Origin of the sequence: Rhodococcoides fascians NBRC 12155 = LMG 3623 (assembly GCF_001894785.1) — a bacterium.
Taxonomy (GTDB): Bacteria; Actinomycetota; Actinomycetes; order Mycobacteriales; family Mycobacteriaceae; genus Rhodococcoides; species Rhodococcoides fascians.
On record NZ_BCWW01000015.1, the window covers coordinates 1 to 19,942 of the forward strand.

Genomic DNA, 19,942 nt, shown 5'->3' on the forward strand with positions numbered 1-19,942 from the left:
GTTGCCCAAATGTTGTAGCTCACAGTCAAAATGTTAGCGGCCCCACCAAGCCGAGAAGACCAGTCCGACGTATCGGTGTCGGCTGCTCGGTAGGGGCGCTCTGCCGGGACATTGTTCCTCACGGAGCCCTTCGGTGATCGCGCTATTCATTTGTGTTTCCGTCCTGTGATCTCACAGGTACATCGCCGCGGGCAAATGCGCCGGCGACGGAGGCCCGTCCGGCATGGACAACGTGGTCATGGCCTTTTAGGAGGTGACGGGTGAGCGCTTCCTGCTATGAGGTCGTCAGGAATCGGTATTACTCCCGTTGAGGGGAGGTCCGAAGGACCACGGTCATGGCGGCCAGGTGCTGGTCTCATGAGCTGCTTGTGGGCATTGATCAACGCCCTAGCAGGGACTCGGAACTCCCGAGTACGAGTCACAACGAGTGAAGCGGCGCGTGTTGCAGACGGGGAATTGGCGGGTCGGCGCTAGCGGCTCGGTGCACTTCGTTATCCGTCTCGAAAGTGCTTCCCATATTCGCAGTCACAGCGCTCCGGCACGGGCGCGCGATGCCGACGTTTCAGAACCCGCAGAATGCCCGGCTCGTGACGGGGACCGGCAATTGGCTGCCGCCGGCGGACGTTCGGAGATCGTGGCGAGCTGCACGCGGCAGCGACTTCGATTAGGTAACTCGTGGGACTGGCCCCATCATCGGCATTTCCGGCCGGATCTCGCCGCGCGGGAGCGATCACACTCGCCGCAACCTGCTGCCGATCTGTCCATGCACTTTTCGGGACCGTAAACGGACCGCAGACACGAAGACGACCTCCATGGGTCGCGCGGAGCTCCTAGCAGGAACGGAGCGAGCAACTCATCACTTTGCCCTCAAAGTGATGAGTAAGTGATGAGTTGGGGCAAAACCCCGCAAAAGCAAAACACCCCGCCTCCAGCTTTACGCTGGTGACGGGGTGTTTCGGTGTGCGCCATCAGGGATTCGAACCCCGGACCCGCTGATTAAGAGTCAGCTGCTCTAACCAACTGAGCTAATGGCGCCGATCCGCACCGCGTGTTCTCTGCGGTGCGGGAGAAACATTAACAGCAGATGCGGCCAGATGTGAAATCGGCTGGTCGGAGCACCTGTTGCGTCAGTTGAAGATCCTGCGCACCACGAGAACTGCCACCACTGCGCCGATTCCGAGCAGCGTGAACTTCACCGGCGGTTCGTTCAGCTTGGCCACGACGGACTGCTTGGTGTTGGCGACGATGTTCTTGGGGCTGGCACGGACGCTCAGCTCGTCCAGGGTGCTGGCGAGCTGATTGCGAGCGGCCTCGATCTCGCGCTCGATTCGGTCGGTGTCCTTGGCCACGTGTCCTCCAACTTGTTGCAAATAGTCTCGGTCGCAGTCGAGCCTAGAGCACGACGATCTTTCGATACTCTCGTGCGGTGACCGAATACAGCAAGCTCGAACCGGGCGACACCGCTCCGGCGTTCACCCTCCCCGATGCGGACGGCAACGACGTCTCCCTCGCCGACTACGCCGGCAAGAAGGTGATCGTGTACTTCTACCCCGCCGCGAGCACCCCGGGCTGCACCAAGCAGGCCTGCGACTTCCGTGACAGCCTCGCCGAGTTGAACGGCGAAGGCCTCGAGGTCATCGGCATCTCCCCCGACAAGCCCGCCAAACTCGCCAAGTTCCGCGACAAGGAAGAACTGAGGTTCCCGCTCCTCTCCGACGAGGAGAAGACGACCCTGCAGGCGTGGGGCGCATTCGGGGAGAAGAAGAACTACGGCAAGGTCTACGAGGGCGTCATCCGCTCGACGTTCCTCGTCGACGAATCCGGCAAGATCGAGGTGGCGCAGTACAACGTCCGCGCCACCGGCCACGTCGCCAAGCTTCGCCGCGATCTAGCTGTCTGACCCCGCGAGCCGCTGCAGGAACAACGCCTCGGCGACGGCCATCTTCGCGATCTCCGCCGGATCCACGCTCTCGTTGGGGGCGTGGATCCGGCACCGAGGTTCCTCGACACCCATGAGCACGATCTCGGCGTCCGGCAGAATCTGGGCCAACGCGTTGCACAGCGGGATGGAACCGCCTTGCCCAGCCGTCCCCATCGGGTGCCCGAAGGCTTCCTCCAGCGCGTCGGACAGCGCCGAGTAACCCGGTCCGTCCGTTCGTGCCCGGAACGGCGATCCAAGAGCCTCACGCTCGACGGTGAGGCGGGCATTCCACGGCGTCCGCGCCTCGAGGTGAGCCACCAGAGCATCCTGGGCCGTCTGCGGGTCCATTCCCGGCGGCACGCGCAAATTGAGTCGCGCGCTCGCACGCGGCGAGATCGCTGCAGCAGACCCCACCACGGGCGGGCAATCGATACCCACGATCGTCAGAGCGGGCCGCGCCCACACCGCGTCCGCCACAGTGCCCGAGCCCGCCAGTTCGACGCCATCGAGCACCCCGGCATCGGAGCGAAACTGCTCGGTGTCGTACGCGACGCCGTCCCATGTCTGCGCGGCATCGAGGCCGTCGACCACGGTGTCGCCCTGCTCGTTGCGCAGCGTCGACAGCAGCTGCACCAATGCGGCGAGCGCATCGGGCGCGGGACCACCGTACATTCCCGAATGCACTTCGCCCGCAAGCGTTTCCACGTGTACAACCACGTTGGCGATACCACGCAGCGTGGTCGTCACCGTCGGCAGACCCACTCGCGCATTGCCGGTGTCGCCGATGACGACGACGTCGGCTGCGAACAATTCCGGTCGCTGCTCCACCAGTGCTTCGAGCCCGCCCGTACCGGTCTCTTCCGAACCCTCACAGACGATCCGGACGCCGATCCCGATGGACTCCCCCAGCGCCCGCAGCGCCAGCAGATGCATCATCACGTTGCCCTTGCAGTCGGCCGATCCTCGCCCGTACCACCGACCGTCGCGCTCGGTCAGCTCGAAAGGTGCACTGTCCCAGAGCTTCAGCTCTCCTGGAGGCTGAACATCGTAATGCGAGTAGAGCAGCACGGTGGGCGCTCCCGCGGGTGCCGGACGTGAGCCGACCACCGCCAGTGAACCGTCGACCGTCTCGATCAATTGGACGTCGGGAATGCCGGCGTCGACAAAAGCGCGCTGCACCCAGCGCGCCGCACCGATACATTCCTCGACCGGAAACTGCCGAGAATCGTGCACCGACGTGAACCGAACCAGCTCTGACAACTCCGCTTTCGCTCGGGGCATTGCCGCTTCGATGTCGGATCGAATGTCCACGGGCGACAACTTGGCAGGCATGAATCCTCCACACGAGTAGTGACAGACAGGCTCGTGCCAGTCTGCCACTGCTCGTTACACAGAGCGCCTGCTGTCAGCCCCCGGACAACTGCTGATGGATCCACTCATCGGTCTGCTGCCAGTGCCGATCCCATGCTTCCTGCTCGAGCTGTTCCGGCGATTTCCCAGGCTCGGGCACAACTGCGGGAACGGTGAACTGCGGAGGGGCGACCTTCGTCGGAGCAGGCTGAGGAGCGACCACGGTCGGGCGCGGCGCGGCCTGCGTAGCCGCCCACGGCTCCGTCGTCGGTTCGGGCGCAGCGGCCGTCGTCGGATCCACAGTCGGAGGAACCGACTCCGGAGGCGGTGCGATCGCAGGTGCCTGAGCCCCCACGACCGACGGGTCCGTCGCCGTCGTAGGGTCCACGAGACGGGTTGCCCCGACCAGATCGGTACCGGCATCACGCTGTTCGACGCCTTGCTCGGCGGTCGACTCGGAGTCGCCGGGCGACGTCGCGGCAACTGCCACACCTGCCGACAGCACACCGGCCAGCAGCACAGCAGCGAACACGAGCTTGCGGCCGGAACGTCGCGGCCCTGACGGCTTCGCGTCCACGGACTGCGGCGTGGCGGGTGGAGAAGCAACGGTCATCGGACGAAGCGCGACCACTCCCCCTGGATGGGCAGTCTCCTCGAGTTCATTGGTCGCGTCGGACGGCGCTTCGACTACCTCGGACGTGGAGGCTTCGTGTGGTTCGGACTCACCCGATGGCTTCTCGGCAGGCACGACGGACGGTGTCACGGCCGCGTCCCCCGCCGGGGCGGACGCGTTCTCGAGCGCCTGAAGCGCAGCTCCGCGTGCGGCGATCTGGTCTGCATCTCCCACACGCACCACGGGCACGCCGAGTCCGAGAGCCAGAATGTCGATGACATCCCGATTGCTCGAGGAATCGCCGAACAGGGCAACGAACTCGGGCTTCTTGCCCGAGTGATCCACTACGTCCCATGCCAGCGGAATGGTGCTGCCGATGCGTTCGGGTGACATCGAATCCAACTCGGCAGACTTCGTCGGGGTGAACGATGCCTCCGTCGCGTCCGCGAGAGAGATGGAGACGCCTGTCTCGCCCATGTAGTACAGAAGAACTGTCTTCGCGTCGGCGAGCTCCTCCGACTGCGCCAGCCAGGCCAGGAAGGACGCGGACGCCGAACACAACGTCACGGATTCGTCGCCGAGAGCACCGAGAAAGTCGGTGCGTTCGGCCTCGGATCGGTACACCACGCCCACTGCGTCGACGTCAGTGTGGAGACTGGCGGCCTCGGCGCGCATGATGTCGATCGCTTCGGTCAATACGGTGGCTGCGTCGGGGTCGAGCGGCGTCGTCCGATCGGCGATCACCTCGCCCGAGGTCGGCTCGACGAGAACCGTCTGCATCGAGCCAGACTCGATAGCTATGCCAATGGTTGCCATGGCAGTCTCCCTGTGCTCAGGGTGGAGGCACCCGACCATGAACGACGTACGGCGAATCCGAACGACGATCACCCTGCACGGAAATTGATTCTGTTCCTTGAACCATACCTTTTGACGGTTTAATTGGTCCAGAGAAGTCTTAGAGTTCGTCACAGCACGCGCAACTGTTCCTTGTCGTCGGCCCCACGCTTCGTCGAGACTCTGAGCTGTAGACACCGACGGAACCGACCAGGTGTGGCTACCGGGCACGTCCGCCGGATAGCCTGACCGGGTGGAATCCTCTGCTCGTGCTCAGTCCTCGCGCCGACTCGACGCCGCGCTCGAGTCGACGGCACAGACGCAGGAACTGATGCCGCGCCGTCGACCCACCCAGGAACGCAGCCAACGCAAATTCGACGCGCTGCTCCAAGCGTCGCGTGAGCTGCTCAGCGACGTGGGTTTCGAGTCGTTCACCTGCGAGGAAGTCGCGTCGCGCGCCGAACTGCCGATCGGCACGCTCTATCAGTTCTTCGCCAACAAGTACGTCATCGTCTGCGAGCTCAATCGCCAGGATCTCGTCGGAGTTCAACAGGAGCTCGCCGAATTCGACGGCGAAGTGCCGTCACTGGACTGGGTACGCTTCCTCAACAATTTCGTCGACCACATGGCGGGCATGTGGATGACCGACCCGTCGCGCCGCGAGGTGTGGCTCGCGATGCAGTCGACGCCCTCGACGCGGGCAACCGGGGTCATCCACGAGCGAGAGTTCGCCGATCAGGTCTCGCGCATGCTGGGCCCGCTGACTCCGCGGACACCGCGGCACCGCCGGAACCTCATGGCTCAGGTGCTGGTGCACATCGTGTACTCGATGCTGAACTTCTCGGTGCAGGACGGCCAGAGCCACGAGGACGCCGTCGCCGAACTCAAGCGAATCATGATGGCCTACCTGCTCGTCGCCGAGAAGGAGAGCCGGCGTTCCGGCGGGTCGGTCAACACCGACGACGCCTGACCCACTCCGCTGAACGAACACGAAAAGGCCCGCCCGATCTCGCGGATCGGACGGGCCCTGCTTCGTTCAGCCTGAAGTCACTCCTCCAGGATCGCCACCGCGGCGGCTATATCGCCGTCGTGCGTCAGCGACAGATGAATCTTCACCGTCGGCAGGAACTCCTGCGCCATCCCGTGCAGCTTGATGGACGGACGGCCCCACGCATCGTTGACGACCTCGATCAACGGATACGGATTGTCGCCGATCTGCGGAGGACGCGCGAATCGCGATGTGGCCCAGGCCTTCAGCACTGCTTCTTTGGCAGCCCACCGTGCCGCGTAGTGGCGAGTCGGATCGGAACTCTTGGTCGCGGCATGCCGACGCTCACCCGCGGTGAAGCTGTCGCGAATCATCGTCGTGCCGACCTTCTCCATCTGCTCGGCGAAGTCGGACACCGTCACCAGGTCGAAACCCACTCCCAGGATTGCCATCAGATGGCACCCGGCAGACCGGAGGAGTAGACGTCGTCCTCGCCGAGGCGAGCGGACTCGTTGAGCAACACGTTGGCCTCCAGTTCGCGTGACGCCTTGGCCGGCGTCCCGTCATGTCCCAGTCGTCGATCGTCGGGCCGTTCGTAGAGGGAGTCGCCACCCACCATCGCGGAGATCAGCCTGCGCTGACCGGCGATACGACGTTCGTTCGCCTTCGCGATGTACTCCGCACGCCGCTCGGCCGGAACGGCCTCGAGGAATGCCTGAGGGTGCACCAGCGCGATGAGTCCGGACACGTGCCCGAAGCCGAGCGAGGTGAGCAGACCCGCCTTCAGCGGAACCGAGTCACCGAAGCGCAGCGGCTCACGAGCCCACACCAGGTGCTCGAAGCCGGTCATCTTGTCGTCGACGCAGTCGAGGCTGCGGTTCGGCGGGATGACACCGTTGGCCAGCACCTGGCACAGGCCGATGAGCTGCCAGGCAGCCGCTCCGCCCTTCGAGTGCCCGGTGAGGGACTTCTGCGAGACGACGAACAGCGGAGCGCCGTCCGAACGGCCGATGGCCTTGGCCAGGCGGGTGTGCAACTCGGCCTCGTTGGGGTCGTTGGCTGCAGTCGAGGTGTCGTGCTTGGAGATCACGGCCACGTCGTCTGCACTGACGCCGAGTGCGTTGAGCGAGAGCGCCAGTGCCGAATCCCTGCCGCCGCGACCGGCGCTGAGTGCGCCGAGTCCCGGAGCCGGGATCGACGTGTGCACTCCGTCGCCGTACGACTGTGCGTAGGCCACCACTCCGAGGACGGGCAGGCCCATCTCGAGTGCCAGATCGCCGCGAGCGAGCAGAATCGTTCCGCCGCCGTGCGATTCGACGAATCCTCCGCGCCTGCGGTCGTTGGCCCGGGAGAAGCGTCGATCGCTGATTCCCTTGGCGGACATCGCTGCCGAGTCCGCGGTGGCCGACATGTCACCGAAGCCGATGATGCCTTCGGTGCTCAGGTCGTCGAATCCGCCGGCGACCACGAGCTGCGCCTTGCCCAGCTTGATCTTGTCGACGCCCTCCTCGACCGAGACGGCCGCGGTTGCGCAGGCGGCGACGGGGTGAACCATCGCGCCGTAGCTACCGATGTACGACTGAACCACGTGTGCAGCAACGACGTTCGGCAGAGCCTCCTGCAGGATGTCGTTCGCACGAGCATCGCCGAGCAGGGTGTCGATGTACAGCGAGCGCATGGACTCCATGCCGCCCATGCCGGTGCCCTGAGTGTTGGCGACCAGCGTCGGGTGCACCCAGCGCATCAGTTCCGACGGGTTGAAGCCCGAGGAGATGAAGGCGTCGACCGTTGTGACGATGTTCCACAGGGCAACACGATCCACCGAACTCGCCATGTCGGGCGAGATGCCCCACTTGGTGGGATCGAATCCGGTCGGAATCTGACCACCCACGGTACGGGTGAGCTTCATCTTGCGCGGAACGCGAATCTCGGTGCCCGCCTTGCGAGTGACCTGCCAGTCGCTCGAATCGGGAACCGGTGTGATCAGCGTGTGCTCGGGATCGGCAGCCGCGAACGACCGTGCGTCGATCTCGGTTCCGACGACGAACGTGAGGTCGTTGTCGAGGAAGATCGAGGTCATCAGCGGAGCGGTGTTACCGACCATTGCGCCGTCGTCGCCGTACGTGCGGATACCGCACTTCTCGACCACGATGTCGTGGTACTTGTCGGCGATGTCCTCCTCGGGAACGAGGTCACCGGACTCGATGTCGTACCAGCCCGGCTTGGGATCGTTCTCCCAGGCAATCAGGCCGGTGTTCCATGCGAGTTCGAGAACGCCTGCGGCAGAGAGCTGCTCGTCGACCTCCATCTCGAAGCGAGTACGCGCCGAACCGTAAGGTCCGAGCTCACCTGCACCGACGATGACGATCAGGTCCTTCGGATCGACATCGAGGGCGGGCCACGCCGGAGCAGTGGTCGGGGCGAGCCGCGGAGGTGCAGGCAGCGCGGCGATAACCGAACTGTCCACGGCCTCTTCGGTCTTCTCGCCCGCAGCAGCGGCCGCGTCGCGAGCAAGCTCGACGAGGTTGAGCTTGGTCTTGGCCAAGCCACCCGTCAGATCCGCGACGATGGGCTCCTGCGCGGCCCGACGACGTGCGTCGAGGGTGCACAGCCGCAGCAGCTCGGTTGCCATTTCCTCGGTCGACCAGGTACGGACACCTTCGGCTTCGACGGCCTCGACGATGGGATCGTTGCCGCCCATCAAGCCGGTTCCGCGAACCCACCCGATGTGAGCGTGCGCGATGGAGACCCGCTCGGCCCAGTTCTTCTCCGAGCCCCACTTCGCGACGACTGCATCGAGGGCGGCCTTCGACTCACCGTAGGCACCGTCGCCACCGAACATTCCGCGGTTCGGCGATCCGGGGAGCACCACGTGCAGATGAGTGTCGATGTCGTTGTCGTAGCCGACCTTCGACAGTCCGGTGATCAGACGCTCGACCGACCAGAGCAGCACGCGCATTTCCATCTCGGCGCGAGCTCCGGCGTCGGACATCTCGCCCATGACCCGAGGTGCTGCAAACGGGAACAGCATCGTCGGAGTGGCAGCTGCCTTGACCAATGTCTTTGCGCCACCGGCAGTGTCGATGTAGTCACTGCCGATCCACTCGATGAGGGCATCGACGTCGGTGTACGACGCGATGTTGGCCGGAACCACCCACAGCGACGCTCCGTTGCGAGCGTTGTCGCGGTAGAGCGAGCGGTAGAAGCCCAGGCGCTCGTCGTCGAGCCTGGAGGTGGTGACGAAGACCGTCGCTCCCCCGGCCAACAACTGAGCGGTCACGGCCGCGGCGATGGATCCCTTGCTGCCACCGGTGACGACTGCGACGTCGTCGGCCCACTGCCCCTTGTCCTCGGATGCGACCGCGATGTCTGCGATGCGTCCGAAGGTATCGGCGAGTACGGCCTTGTTCTCGTAGTCGGCCTTGGCCTTCCACCACTGAGCCTGTGCTGCAACGGCATTGCCTGCACCGGCGAAGGACTCGACAGCGACATCACCTGCGGTACCGAGCCACAACCGAGCCAGATCCTCACGGGCGGTGGCCCACCGGTCGTCGATCAGCACGGCGCGCTTGGCGTCGAACGCGGGAGCGACCAGGCGAGGCCAGTCGGAGCCGAGCTCGGCCGAAACCAGCTCCACCAGAGCAGCATCGGGGTTCTCGGCCAGCAGCGCGTTGGGTGCGTCCGCCAGGCCGAGCTGTTCGAGCACCAACCGGGCTGCGGAGGCGAGAACGCCGTCGCGACCGGTGATGTGCTCGGTGAACTCACCGAGCGCAGCGGCGTCGACGGTTCCGCCGGCTCCACCGCCTGCCTGCGGCATGGACACTGCGATTCCGCGTCGAGCGGCAACCGAAGCAACCGCGGCGTCGATGACGTTGTCGACGGCAGTGCCGTCGGCGAGAGCGCCGTCGGCCAGGCCACCGAGTGCGCCACCACGAACCGAGGCACCGTCACGGGTACCGAGAGCGACCTCGGCGGTGACGTGGTGCGCCCAGCCGTCGCCCAGTTCCCAGGTCTTCTTGACGCGGTCGGCGATGGACGCCGGGCGTCGTCCCGAGGGGCCGAAGACCTTGCGGAGATGGTCGTTGATCGAGTCGCTGAGCACCGGGCCGAACGGCTTGTAGGTACGAGCCAGCTTGTTCACCGTGCCCGAGAGCGCGCCCATGTCGGCATCGGCTGCGCCGTCGATGGCACCGAGCGAGAGCTCGGAACCGAGGTCGACGAGCAGCTGGTTACGACGCGAGGAGACGCCGTCGCACAGCGCCTCGATGGTGTCGGCGGGCCCGATCTGATCGAGCTGCAGTTTGGTCCACAGTCCGATAAGGATTTTCGTCGCGTCGGCGGCGACGAACGCGATGTCGTCGGGGCGCGGTCCGCCCGACGGAGCCGCTGCCGGAGCGGGTGCTGCAGCCGGAGCAGCCGCGGCTGCAGGAGCAGCGGCCTCGGGAGCGGGAGTCGCCTCGTCCTCGTCGGCCGGAGCCGGGTCGGTATCGGTGCCGTAGACGATCGCGGCTTCGCGCTCGAGGTTCAGCACCTCGACCGGGTGGCCGAAGCGGCCGGGCAGCTTGAGAGTCTGCGACGCGAGGTTGGCCACGGTCGGTGTTGCACCGAGCCCGATCTCGACGAAACGCTCGACGCCCATACCGCCGTCGGACTCGTCTGCGAAGAGCAGATCCTGAGTCTCGATCCACCGGACCGGGCTGGCGAACTGCCATGCGAGCAATTCGGTCAGAATCACGCGGCACAGATCGCTCGGCCGTGCGGCCCACGAATCGAACTCTGCGAGAACGGTGTTCAGCGGCTCGGACGGTACGAGGTCGGCGATCTCCTGAACGAAGGCCCGGTCGAGCGAGAACGGCTTGGGCACCAGGTTCGGAATGTAGCGACCGACCAGGATCGCGGGATCGAGCTGCTCGGGCAGCAGGGTCTCGAGGCGGCTACGGAAATCGTCGACTCCACCGCGCAGAACCGTCGAGTGGAACGGCACGTCGATGCCCGGAACCATGATGTAGGCGGCCTTGCCGCCGAACTCTGCCCGGCGAATGGCGATCTTCTTCTCGAGCTCCCCGAGGCCGGCAACGGTGCCTGCGATGGCGTACTGCGAGCCACGCAAGTTGAGGTTGACGATCTCGAGGAACTCACCGGACTCTTCTGCGACACCGGCGACGAAGCCCTGCACGTCCTCGTCGGCCAGGCCGATCTGGGACGGGCGGATGGCAGCCATACGGAAGTCACTGCGGCCGTTCTCGTCACGGGGAACGAGTGCGTGCATGGCCGAGCCACGCTGGAAGACGACCTCGAGAACGGCCTCGAGCGGGAGCACACCGGCAACGGCGGCCAGAGCGTTGTACTCACCCACCGAGTGGCCGGCGAGAATCGAATTCTCCACGAACGCTCCGGATTCGCGCAGTTCGGCAACCTGTGCGACACCGAGAACGGCCATCGCAACCTGGGTGAACTGCGTCAGGTGCAGCACACCGTCGGGATGCTTGTGCGTGACCCCGCGGGCCTTGAGCGACGTCGGATTGTCGCGCACGACAGCGAGAATGGAGAAGCCGAGCGCGCTGCGGGTGTGCTTGTCGGCTCGCTCCCAGATCTCACGCGCGGCCTTGGAGCGAGCGCGTGCGTCCAGTCCCATACCCGGGCGCTGGATGCCCTGGCCGGGGAACGCGTAGACGGTCTTCGGCGCGGCGGTGCGTGCGGTGGCGACCATGACCAGTTCGCCGCCGACTCGGCAGGACACCTCGACCAGTTCGGCACCCTGGTCGAATCCGGTGCGGTCGACGCGAACGTCGATCTCCGCTCCGGGACGGACCATCCCGAGGAAACGAGCAGTCCAGGCAGTCAGACGACGCGGAGGAGTCTTGGTGTCCTCGTGGTCGACTGCAGTGACGGTTTGCTGCGCCGCAGCCGAAAGCCACATGCCGTGCACGATCGGGCTACCGAGGCCGGCGAGCAACGCCGCGGCATCCGAGGTGTGAATCGGGTTGTGATCGCCCGAGACCTGCGCGAATGCGGCCATGTTGCGCGGGGCCACGATGGTGGCCTGGCGACGGCGACGGCGCGGGGTGTCCTTGGCATCGGCGCTCAGCGAACCGCCGGCGCGAGCCGGATCCACCAACTCGCCCTTGCCGGTGCGTCCACGAATGGCGAAGCGCTCCACCAGAGTTGCAACGGCCGGGGCGTCGAGCCCCTCACCGAGCATGGCACCGATTTCGACGGTGACCTCGACGACGCGACCGAGATCGGTGTCGAGCACCTCTCCTGCAGCGGCCTTGACCACGAGAATCGAAGTGTCGGTGGGCAATTCACCGACGAGGTTGACGCTGTGATCGAGGTGCACCAGGTCGAGCATGCCCTCGATGACGTCGATGCCCTCGGCGTTACGGGTCGCACCGAGGACCGCGAAGACGGCGGGCCAGCAGGCACCGACGAGAACGTCGGGAACGGCCTTGCCGCTGACGGTCAGTGTGTCGGGCAGTCCGGATCCGGTGACGCCGGCGTGGTCGGCGATCAGATCGGGGATCCACGCGATGTTCAGCCGCGCGACACCGTTCTTGACCGTCGGAAGCTCCTGTCCGGCAGCAACTCCGAGCAGCGCCGACATGGCCTGCTGAGCATCCTGTGCGGTGACGACGGGAGCGCCGCCGTCGATGGTGGAGGCGGGCACCGTCAGACGGATGCGTACTTCCTTGCCCGGGGCGAGCGGGACCAGCAGTTCGACGTGCTCGGAGTCGAGCACGGTCAGCGACGAGCCGGTCTGTGGGTGCGTCGCCACGGTGTCGGAGTCGACGGTCCAGTCGGCCGGATCACCCAGGCGTGCAACGGGGTTCTGCGTCATACGCGAGGCCCAGGTGACGTCGGGAGCAGCCAGCACGATGCCCAGCAGTCCCGGTGCAATCTCGGCGTGGCGTCGGCTGGCGATGGCCGCCGGCTCGACACCCTCGGCGAGAAGCTGGTCCGCGGTGGCCTTCTCGAAGCGGTTCAGCAGTTCGCCCACCGGCTCGTCGACGCGAGTGATACCTGCGACGGCAACGGTCCCGGGGATGATGCAGACCTGATCGGCGGAGTAGCGAGCGTCGTGTGCCTGCCACAGCGAGTCACTGCGCCACCAGCGGCGCACGTCACCGTCGACGACGGGGACGAAGTTGACCGGCTTACCCGGCATGCGGCACAGCGAGGTGAAAAAGGTGATGTCGGCCGGGTGCAGAATCACGTCACCGGCGTCGGGGAACTGAGCGAGCAGCGACTTCAGTGCTGCGCGGGGACGCTCGAGTACCTCGGCGTCGGCGAACAGGGTGGGGATGGGGCCACGATCGACCGGGTGCAGACGTGCCTCGGCGCGCTGCAGCATTTCGAGGAAGCGGGTGCGCCAGGTGACATCGAGCCACACCGACTCACGGGCCTCGGACACCGCATCGGTGAACTCGCCACCGCAGTCGAATTCGCTGCGTGAGTCCGTTCCGATGGCCAGATCCAGGTAGCGGCTCAGCCACTGCTGGTAGGTCATCTCGGCGACGTCGCCGAAGAACGGCTTGGCGGTGCCGTCGAGTGCGGCGATGATCTCGTCGCGGCGCTCGGCAACGGCGTCGGCGTTGCCGGCGACCTCGTCGAGCAGCCGACCGCAACGTGATGCCGCATTGTCGATCTCGTGAATGTCGGCACCGAGCTGGCTGCGGCCCGACGCCATTCCGCCGTTGGCGGTTCCGGCACCGACCCAGTCGGGAGTTCCCGGAGTGTCGACGAGAAGCTGCTTGACCTCGGGAGCCGTTGTGGCTTCCAGAGTGGCCATCGCAGCGGTACCGACGAGGATGCCGTCCAGAGGCATCTTCGGGTATCCGTGCACGGCAGACCAGGTTCCGGTGAGGTAGTCAGCGGCCCGCTCGGGTGTTCCGATACCGCCGCCGACGCAGATCACCAGGTTGGGGCGCGAGCGGAGCTCGGCGTAGGTGGTCAGCAGCAGGTCGTCGAGGTCTTCCCACGAGTGGTGCCCGCCTGCGCGGCCACCCTCGATATGGACGTTGACCTGGTAGGACGGAACCTCGTTGGCGATGCGGATCACTGCGCGGATCTGCGCGACGGTACCCGGCTTGAACGAGACGTAGCTGATTCCGGCCTCGGAGAGCTCTTCGATGAGAGCCACTGCCTCGTCCAGTTCGGGGATGCCTGCCGTGACGACGACGCCGTCGATGGCCGCACCCGCTGCACGGGCCCGCTGCACGATGCGGCGACCGCCGAGCTGCAGCTTCCACAGGTACGGGTCGAGGAAGAGCGAGTTGAACTGGATGGCACGGCCGGGCTCGAGCAACGTGGAAAGCTCGGCGACGCGGTCGGTGAAGATGTCCTCGGTGACCTGTCCGCCACCGGCGAGCTCGGCCCAGTGGCCTGCGTTGGCTGCGGCCGCGACGATCTTCGCGTCGACCGTCGTCGGCGTCATGCCGGCGAGCAGGATCGGCGAACGTCCGGTCATCTTGGTGAAGGAGGTTTCCACGACGACACGGCCGTCGGGCAGCGTCACAGGCTTGGGCGCGAATGCCGACCATGCCGGCTGCACCTCGGGAGCGGCACCGGGAGTGAGCAGATTGCGGTGGCCGCCGCGTGAGGATGCCGCGATGATGCCGACGCCCTGTCCACGCAGCGCCGGGGTGGTCATGCGGGTGAGGAGGTCACCGGGTCCGAGGTCGAGGATCCAGTCCGCGCCGGCCTCGACGACACCGTCGATGGCGTCGACCCAGTCCACGGAATCGACGAGGATCTTCTGCGCCAGTTCGCGGGCCAGGGCGGCGTCGAGACCGCACCGCTGCGCCCAGGCGTCGACGAGCTCCACGGCGTCGTTCAATGCGGGGTGATGGAAGCCGATCTCGACCGGGAGCTGCTCGAAGACGGGTGCGAACACCGCGCCGCCGCGCTTCTTGGCATCGCGCTCACGTTCTTCCCGAGCCGCGATCTGCTCGCACTTCTCCTGCACGCGAGCCAACTGAGCCGGCGGGCCGGACAGCACGACGCGGCGACGACCGTTGCGGATGGCCAGAGCAGCGGAGCGTTCGGGTGCTCCCGGTATCTCGAGCTCGTCGACGATCGCCTGAAGACGTTCGGGCTCGACGTTGCCGACCGAGACCATCGGCGCACGGTCACCGGCACCGATGATGCCGCGGCGACGTCCGACGAGTCCGGCAGCGGCGCCGACCAACTGAGCGATGGCCAGGAAATTGGCGTCCTGTGCGCCGTCCGCGGCGACGGACTCGGCGGCAATGAGGCCCTGCGAGTGTCCGACCACCTTGACCGGCGGGGTCTGGGCGGGGTCGAGGCCCTGCAGCTTCAGCGCACGCAACGCGGCGACCTGAGTGAGAAAGACGCCCGGCAGAGACACCGCAGCCGAGGTCAGTGCCGCTTCGGAAGGCCCGTAGGAGCCGGCGGTGTCGTCGTCGGCGAGGTCCTGCTCGAGCATCCAACCGATCGGGTCGAAGCCGACCGAGCGGACGACCAGCAGCTCGTCGGACACGGGCGCCAGCACTGCTGCGGCCTCGTTGACGAGATCGGTCAGTTCGGGCTCGAGTGCGGAATCGCGCGCGAGCTCTTCGAGCGAACTCAGCCAGGGCGCACCCTGACCACCGAACGCCAGGGCGTACGGCTCGCCCGCGGCGAATCGATCTGCCAGAGTCCGAGAGCCGCCACTGCTTCTAGGGGCTTTGCCTGCGTTGCCTGTGCTTCGCGAGCCGCGTCCGTGTGATGGTGTGCTCTCGTTGATCGTCAAGGCTGAAGATTCCTCTCGTGGACGTCTCGGGGGGTCGAGGCGTTCGCTGTGATGACTGCCGTGGTGCGTCGTGGGCAACAGGGCAAAGCGTGAGCCTGTCTTCGTCGACAGGTCTCCTTCGCGCTGCTCCAGGTTGACACAAAATCATGAGGAAATCCTCAGGTTTGCTCGGACGTCCGAGTGCTACCAGCGAGTACGTCCGCGCAAGCGCCTTTACTTTTTGTTTACCCAACTGGCGAGTAACCCGCATCGACCCTGGCGGGAGACTCGACGGCGACGGCAAAACATGAGGGAACCCTCGCATTTTTCGTTATCTTTTTGTGATGTGATCTCGAGCACTCCGTCAGCGTCCGGTGACCTGTCGGTGGGGTCGTCTAGCTTTCTCCTACGAACCGCATCCGATAGGGCGGTCGACGAACTCCGGGGGGAATTCATGTATTCATCGGTTACGGACACTTGCACGACGGGCGAGCTCGAAGCAATGCTGTCGCACATCGAATCGTTTGCCTCGCAATCGAATTCGCCGCACTGGACACCGGGGTGGCGCGGCGAATCCGAGGCGGCGCTACTCGACGCGATCTTCTCCGCGCGCGCCCCTTACGGAGGACCGACCAGTGGGGTGCGAGCGGTCATCGGACGGTGGCGGTCACACCGCGGCGATAACCGACTCGACGACTTGACAACCCTTGCAGAACTGACTTCGGATCCGGATCAGCTCGTGCAGATCCTGTCCAACCGTCAGCTCGTTCCAGGAAACAGCCGAACCAAGGCGGCGGCAGCCGCTGTGGCAGCGCAGACGCTGATCGCGTCGGGGTTGAGCCGTTCGACCGATTTCGAGCAGCACACGAAGGAACATTTCGATGCGTTCCGCGCGATCCCTGGCCTCGGCGAGACCACCTGGGAGTGCATGCTCATGCATCTGGGCGTACGCACCGACAAGGCGACCGCACATCTGACCGCGTTCGTTGCCGACGCTCTCGAACCACTCCATCGAGACCTCGCCGCCGACATCGCCGAGGAGCGCTCCCCCGTGATTCTCGACGCCGTAGCGGACGCACTCCACGTCGATCTCGCCTCGCTCGAGCACGCGCTCTGGCGTTACCAGCACAAGCTGCGCAGACCGCCGCAGCGTCATTCCGAGGCTGAGCTCCGATCGGCGGGCTGACTCTGCAGAATTATCACCTCTGCGAGATCATCACCTCGACGCCATCGAGGATGCACTCCACACCGAAACGATAGGCATGCACGGGGTCGCTGGCGGCGTCGTACGACGTCGCCGCGGCCGTCCCGATGCGGGACGACACCGGAAACCGCTCGCGCGTCATCACCCGCTCGATGACGGGTGCAGTAGCCGCCCACCACTGAGCGTCGGACATCCCCGACTGCTTCTTCACCCGATCGACCGCGGCCGAGGCCCTCGCGGTCCCCGAGACGTGAGTGAGAACCAGTGTCAACACCGAATCGATCTCGACGTCACCGAGCCCGGTACCGACGAGGGTGCGCAGCTCTGCCTCGTACTTGTCGTTGGTGTGTGGACCGAGCACCGGACGCGCACCGACGGCGTCGAGCAGCCACGAATGTCGTTGATAGAGTTCCCAATTGCGCTCGGCAACGAATCGCAACGCGGGCCGCCACCCACCGGGAACCGATGCCGGCTCGTCGACGTGTGCATACAGATCTGCCAGGGACCGATCGATCATCAGGTCCGTCAACTCTTGACGCCCCGGCACGTGGGTGTACAGCGACATCGCACCGACCCCGAGATGCTCGGCCACATTGCGCATCGACACCGACTCCAACCCGTTCGCATCGGCCATCTCGATGGCCGCGTCGACGATCGCGTCGACGCTCAGGCCGGTTCGGCTCGGTTTCGCGTCGACCCGCCACAGCAGTTCGAGGATGCGCGCCGGATCGAACGAGTTCTCCTTCTTCACCACCCGGCGAGCCTAATCGGACGTCGACGTGGCTCGAAGAACCGCGTCGCACGCACAGCAGCATCGGTTGTAGACTTCACCGGCACGCGCGAGTGGCGGAATTGGCAGACGCGCTGGATTTAGGTTCCAGTGTCTCAGGACGTGGGGGTTCAAGTCCCCCCTCGCGCACAACGGTCGTTCGACCCGGCTTTTCTCGAGACTCCCAGCTCTACCGGTTTCAACGTGTAAAGGTGGCTCGTATGTCCAGCGATCTCGATGACGACGCGATCTTCGCCGAAACTTCCGACGAACGACGCTCCCTCGCATGCACTTTCGACACCTTGACACCCGAACAGTGGGACACCCCATCGCTGTGCGACGCCTGGACGGTCCGCGACGTCGCCGCCCATCTCGTGGTGCCCTTGATCGTCCCGCTCTGGCAGTTCGGACTCGCCATGGTGCGCACTCGAGGGAACTTCGACCGGGCCAATCAGATGATGACCCAGCGAATCAAGCGCAAGCACGGCGACGAATTGCCCGCGCTCCTGACAGCTCACGCAGACAAGAAGTTCACCCCGCCGGGCCACGGTCCGCTGGCCCCGTTGTCCGACGTCATCGTGCACGGGCTCGATGTGTGCAGGCCGCTGGGAATCGAGCACCACGTTCCCGAGCACCGCATGGTTACGATGCTCGACTTCCTGGTGCCGGAAAGCGGTGCGGCACCGTTCAAAGGACCCGATCTTCGACTGCAGTGGCGCGCAACCGATCTGGACTGGAGTCGGGGCGAGGGCCCCGTCGTCGAAGGATCGGCGGGCACCCTGGCGTTGGTGCTGACGGGGCGCAGCAGCGCTCTCGCCGACATCACCGGCCCCGGTGCCGAGCAACTTGCCGAAGCACGGGCGAACCGTCGTCGGCCGTGAGTCGCACCCGGCTCGTCCATGGTGAGAATCACCGGCCGACCACCCGATGTGACTACCTTCGGTAGTAGTCGCTCCGGTACCGTCGAGTGGTGACCTCATCCCGCCCGAAGCGTCGACCCGCGCTCATTGCGCTGGTGATCGTGTCCGCGGCGGTGTGTCTCGGTCTCGGCTGGTGGCAGTGGGAACGCTTCGAGGCGGTCGGCGGTAACGGCCAGAACCTCGGCTACGCGTTCCAGTGGCCCTTGTTCGCGGCGTTCGTCGTCTACGCCTACCGCAAGTTCGTCCGCCTCGAAGACGAGGACCAGGACGAGCCCGACGCCGGGCAGCCCGACGGACCGACCGAGGTCCCTCTCGATCTGCTCCCCCAGCGCCGCGTGGCAGACCCCGACGTCGGCGATCTGGACGACCCCGAGGCCAGGCAACTTCTGGAGTACAACAGCTACCTCGCGGAGCTGAACGAATCCCGCGGGACCGACAGGAGCACCACGTGAGTTCGGCACCGGACAAGACCAAGGCGTCCACCAACAAGACTCGGAAGATTGCATCGGCGCTGCTGCGCTATCGCGTGCTCGCCTACGTCACCGGTATCTGGTTGCTCGTGCTTGTGACCGAAATGGTCGCGAAGTACATTTTCAAGGTCGAGAATGTGCCCAACTGGATTGCGGTAGTGCACGGTTGGGTCTACCTCGTATACCTGATCCTGACGATCGACCTTGCGATCAAGGTGCGGTGGCCGGCCGGTCGGACCATCGGCACCCTGCTCGCCGGAACTGTTCCGTTCCTGTCATTCTACGTCGAACACAAGCGCACCAAGCAGGTCAAGGCCGACTTCGGCGTCTGACGTCAGCAGGTGATCGGCTGTGCGTTCTCCGGATCCAGCGCGTTCTCCACCAGCCGCTGCGCCAGCGGATCGTACGAGATTCCTGTGTGCTCGACGACATTGCCGGGGCACACGTCCTGCAGCACCACGTTCGTATTTCCCGCTCCGGTAAGGAGCGACGCCGTGTACGGAACGACAACCTGGTCGTATCGAGTCACGATCGTCGTGTAATCGATCCCCGCGACCGTGTCGCTGCCCTCGTTCAACCGCTCGAGCACGTCGTCCTGCACCGGCGGACCGGCGGTCGGATAGTTCGGCGGAGACAGCGCCACTATGCGCGAGACGGTGCGATCACCGCCGAGAAAGCGGGCGTAGTAGCGCGGCACCGTGCCGCCCTTCGAGTGGCCCACGATCGACACCTTCTGCGCACCCGTCGCCGCGAGCACGGAATCGACGAACGTGGACAATTCCGCGGCACTCTCGGTAATCGTTCCCAGCGCTCCCAACGCAGGCACCGGCCCGGTGTTGCCGTAGTCGAGTGCGAACACGCAGTATCCGGCGTCGACCAGGGCCGGTGACAGCGACGACCAGTTCGCGTAGGAGTTCTCCAAAAAACCGTGCACCAAGATGACCGGTTCGGGATGTCGAGCGCTGGGAACGCACGAGAAATCGTTCGCGCCCGCCGGCGTCGCACCGGGATGAGCCACCGAGTAGACCAAGGCCTCGGCGAACGATCCCGCGACCGGCGCTGCCGAAGCAGGGGTGCCGAGCAGGCACAGGGCAGCGGCAGCGAGCACGACCGTGGTTCTCGTCAACATTGCCCGCGCCGCCA

The 19,942-nt window shown here is 65.6% G+C and carries 13 protein-coding genes and 2 tRNA genes; 7 read left to right on the forward strand and 8 right to left on the reverse strand.

The genetic code is table 11. The features are described from left to right. Positions 1-961 precede the first annotated feature (961 nt). Together RFA01S_RS23850 and RFA01S_RS23855 are read right to left on the reverse strand one after the other, a co-directional pair. A tRNA-Lys gene (locus tag RFA01S_RS23850) sits at positions 962-1,035 on the reverse strand. 92 nt (positions 1,036-1,127) lie between these two features. Continuing rightward, complete coding sequence (locus RFA01S_RS23855; RefSeq protein WP_032408333.1) at positions 1,128-1,349, reverse strand: DUF3618 domain-containing protein; 222 nt, start codon at positions 1,347-1,349, stop codon at positions 1,128-1,130. Between the two features lie 77 nt (positions 1,350-1,426). Here RFA01S_RS23855 and bcp point away from each other — a divergent pair, with 77 nt between their 5' ends. Beyond that, positions 1,427-1,900 carry a thioredoxin-dependent thiol peroxidase gene (gene bcp, locus RFA01S_RS23860; RefSeq protein WP_032408334.1) on the forward strand — a complete coding sequence of 158 codons (474 nt, stop codon included), beginning with the start codon at positions 1,427-1,429 and terminating at the stop codon, positions 1,898-1,900. On the opposite strand, the gene RFA01S_RS23865 is transcribed toward bcp, so the two are convergent. Together RFA01S_RS23865 and RFA01S_RS23870 are read right to left on the reverse strand one after the other, a co-directional pair. Then, positions 1,889-3,253, reverse strand: a complete 1,365-nt coding sequence (locus tag RFA01S_RS23865; protein WP_032408335.1) for a dipeptidase — start codon at positions 3,251-3,253, stop codon at positions 1,889-1,891. The two genes, bcp and RFA01S_RS23865, sit on opposite strands and share 12 nt — an antisense overlap. Positions 3,254-3,326: 73 nt before the next feature. Then, the gene (locus RFA01S_RS23870; RefSeq protein ID WP_139278535.1) at positions 3,327-4,700 is read right to left on the reverse strand and encodes a hypothetical protein; all 1,374 of its coding nucleotides are present in this window, start codon (positions 4,698-4,700) and stop codon (positions 3,327-3,329) included. Positions 4,701-5,049: 349 nt separating this feature from the next. On the opposite strand from RFA01S_RS23870, the gene RFA01S_RS23875 reads away from it, so the two are divergent. Further along, positions 5,050-5,688 carry a TetR/AcrR family transcriptional regulator gene (locus RFA01S_RS23875; RefSeq protein ID WP_080729227.1) on the forward strand — a complete coding sequence of 213 codons (639 nt, stop codon included), beginning with the start codon at positions 5,050-5,052 and terminating at the stop codon, positions 5,686-5,688. A 77-nt stretch (positions 5,689-5,765) separates the two neighbouring features. On the opposite strand, the gene acpS is transcribed toward RFA01S_RS23875, so the two are convergent. Both acpS and RFA01S_RS23885 read right to left on the reverse strand, forming a co-directional pair. Next, entirely contained in the window at positions 5,766-6,158 is a 393-nt protein-coding gene (gene acpS / locus RFA01S_RS23880; protein WP_008715184.1) for a holo-ACP synthase AcpS, read from the reverse strand. After that, a complete protein-coding gene (locus RFA01S_RS23885; protein WP_032408337.1) occupies positions 6,158-15,457 on the reverse strand; it encodes a type I polyketide synthase in 9,300 nt (3,099 codons plus the stop codon). The genes acpS and RFA01S_RS23885 overlap by 1 nt, the downstream gene beginning before the upstream one ends. 433 nt (positions 15,458-15,890) lie before the next feature. Here RFA01S_RS23885 and RFA01S_RS23890 point away from each other — a divergent pair, with 433 nt between their 5' ends. Beyond that, entirely contained in the window at positions 15,891-16,622 is a 732-nt protein-coding gene (locus RFA01S_RS23890; protein WP_072692232.1) for a DUF8548 family protein, read from the forward strand. A gap of 13 nt (positions 16,623-16,635) precedes the next feature. Here RFA01S_RS23890 and RFA01S_RS23895 read toward each other — a convergent pair whose 3' ends face one another. Then, a complete protein-coding gene (locus RFA01S_RS23895; RefSeq protein WP_032408338.1) occupies positions 16,636-17,394 on the reverse strand; it encodes a TetR/AcrR family transcriptional regulator in 759 nt (252 codons plus the stop codon). An 83-nt stretch (positions 17,395-17,477) separates the two neighbouring features. Here RFA01S_RS23895 and RFA01S_RS23900 point away from each other — a divergent pair. From RFA01S_RS23900 to RFA01S_RS23915, 4 genes are all read left to right on the forward strand, one after another. Beyond that, a tRNA-Leu gene (locus RFA01S_RS23900) sits at positions 17,478-17,559 on the forward strand. A 71-nt stretch (positions 17,560-17,630) separates the two neighbouring features. Beyond that, a complete protein-coding gene (locus RFA01S_RS23905; protein ID WP_032408339.1) occupies positions 17,631-18,290 on the forward strand; it encodes a maleylpyruvate isomerase family mycothiol-dependent enzyme in 660 nt (219 codons plus the stop codon). An 89-nt stretch (positions 18,291-18,379) separates the two neighbouring features. After that, complete coding sequence (locus tag RFA01S_RS23910; protein WP_032374595.1) at positions 18,380-18,781, forward strand: glucitol operon activator; 402 nt, start codon at positions 18,380-18,382, stop codon at positions 18,779-18,781. Continuing rightward, complete coding sequence (locus RFA01S_RS23915) at positions 18,778-19,131, forward strand: DUF3817 domain-containing protein (RefSeq protein WP_027497662.1); 354 nt, start codon at positions 18,778-18,780, stop codon at positions 19,129-19,131. The genes RFA01S_RS23910 and RFA01S_RS23915 overlap by 4 nt, the downstream gene beginning before the upstream one ends. A gap of 2 nt (positions 19,132-19,133) precedes the next feature. Here the strand turns inward: RFA01S_RS23915 and RFA01S_RS23920 are convergent, their stop codons facing one another. Further along, complete coding sequence (locus RFA01S_RS23920) at positions 19,134-19,928, reverse strand: esterase/lipase family protein (RefSeq protein WP_032408511.1); 795 nt, start codon at positions 19,926-19,928, stop codon at positions 19,134-19,136. Positions 19,929-19,942 lie beyond the last annotated feature (14 nt).

Bases quoted from the DNA above. Each gene is read 5' to 3' on its own strand.
- RFA01S_RS23890 (WP_072692232.1), top strand. From the start codon at position 15,891: ATGTATTCATCGGTTACGGACACTTGCACGACGGGCGAGCTCGAAGCA.
- RFA01S_RS23870 (WP_139278535.1), bottom strand. From the start codon at position 4,700: ATGGCAACCATTGGCATAGCTATCGAGTCTGGCTCGATGCAGACGGTT.
- RFA01S_RS23905 (WP_032408339.1), top strand. From the start codon at position 17,631: ATGTCCAGCGATCTCGATGACGACGCGATCTTCGCCGAAACTTCCGAC.
- RFA01S_RS23920 (WP_032408511.1), bottom strand. From the start codon at position 19,928: ATGTTGACGAGAACCACGGTCGTGCTCGCTGCCGCTGCCCTGTGCCTG.
- acpS (WP_008715184.1), bottom strand. From the start codon at position 6,158: ATGGCAATCCTGGGAGTGGGTTTCGACCTGGTGACGGTGTCCGACTTC.
- RFA01S_RS23865 (WP_032408335.1), bottom strand. From the start codon at position 3,253: ATGCCTGCCAAGTTGTCGCCCGTGGACATTCGATCCGACATCGAAGCG.
- RFA01S_RS23875 (WP_080729227.1), top strand. From the start codon at position 5,050: ATGCCGCGCCGTCGACCCACCCAGGAACGCAGCCAACGCAAATTCGAC.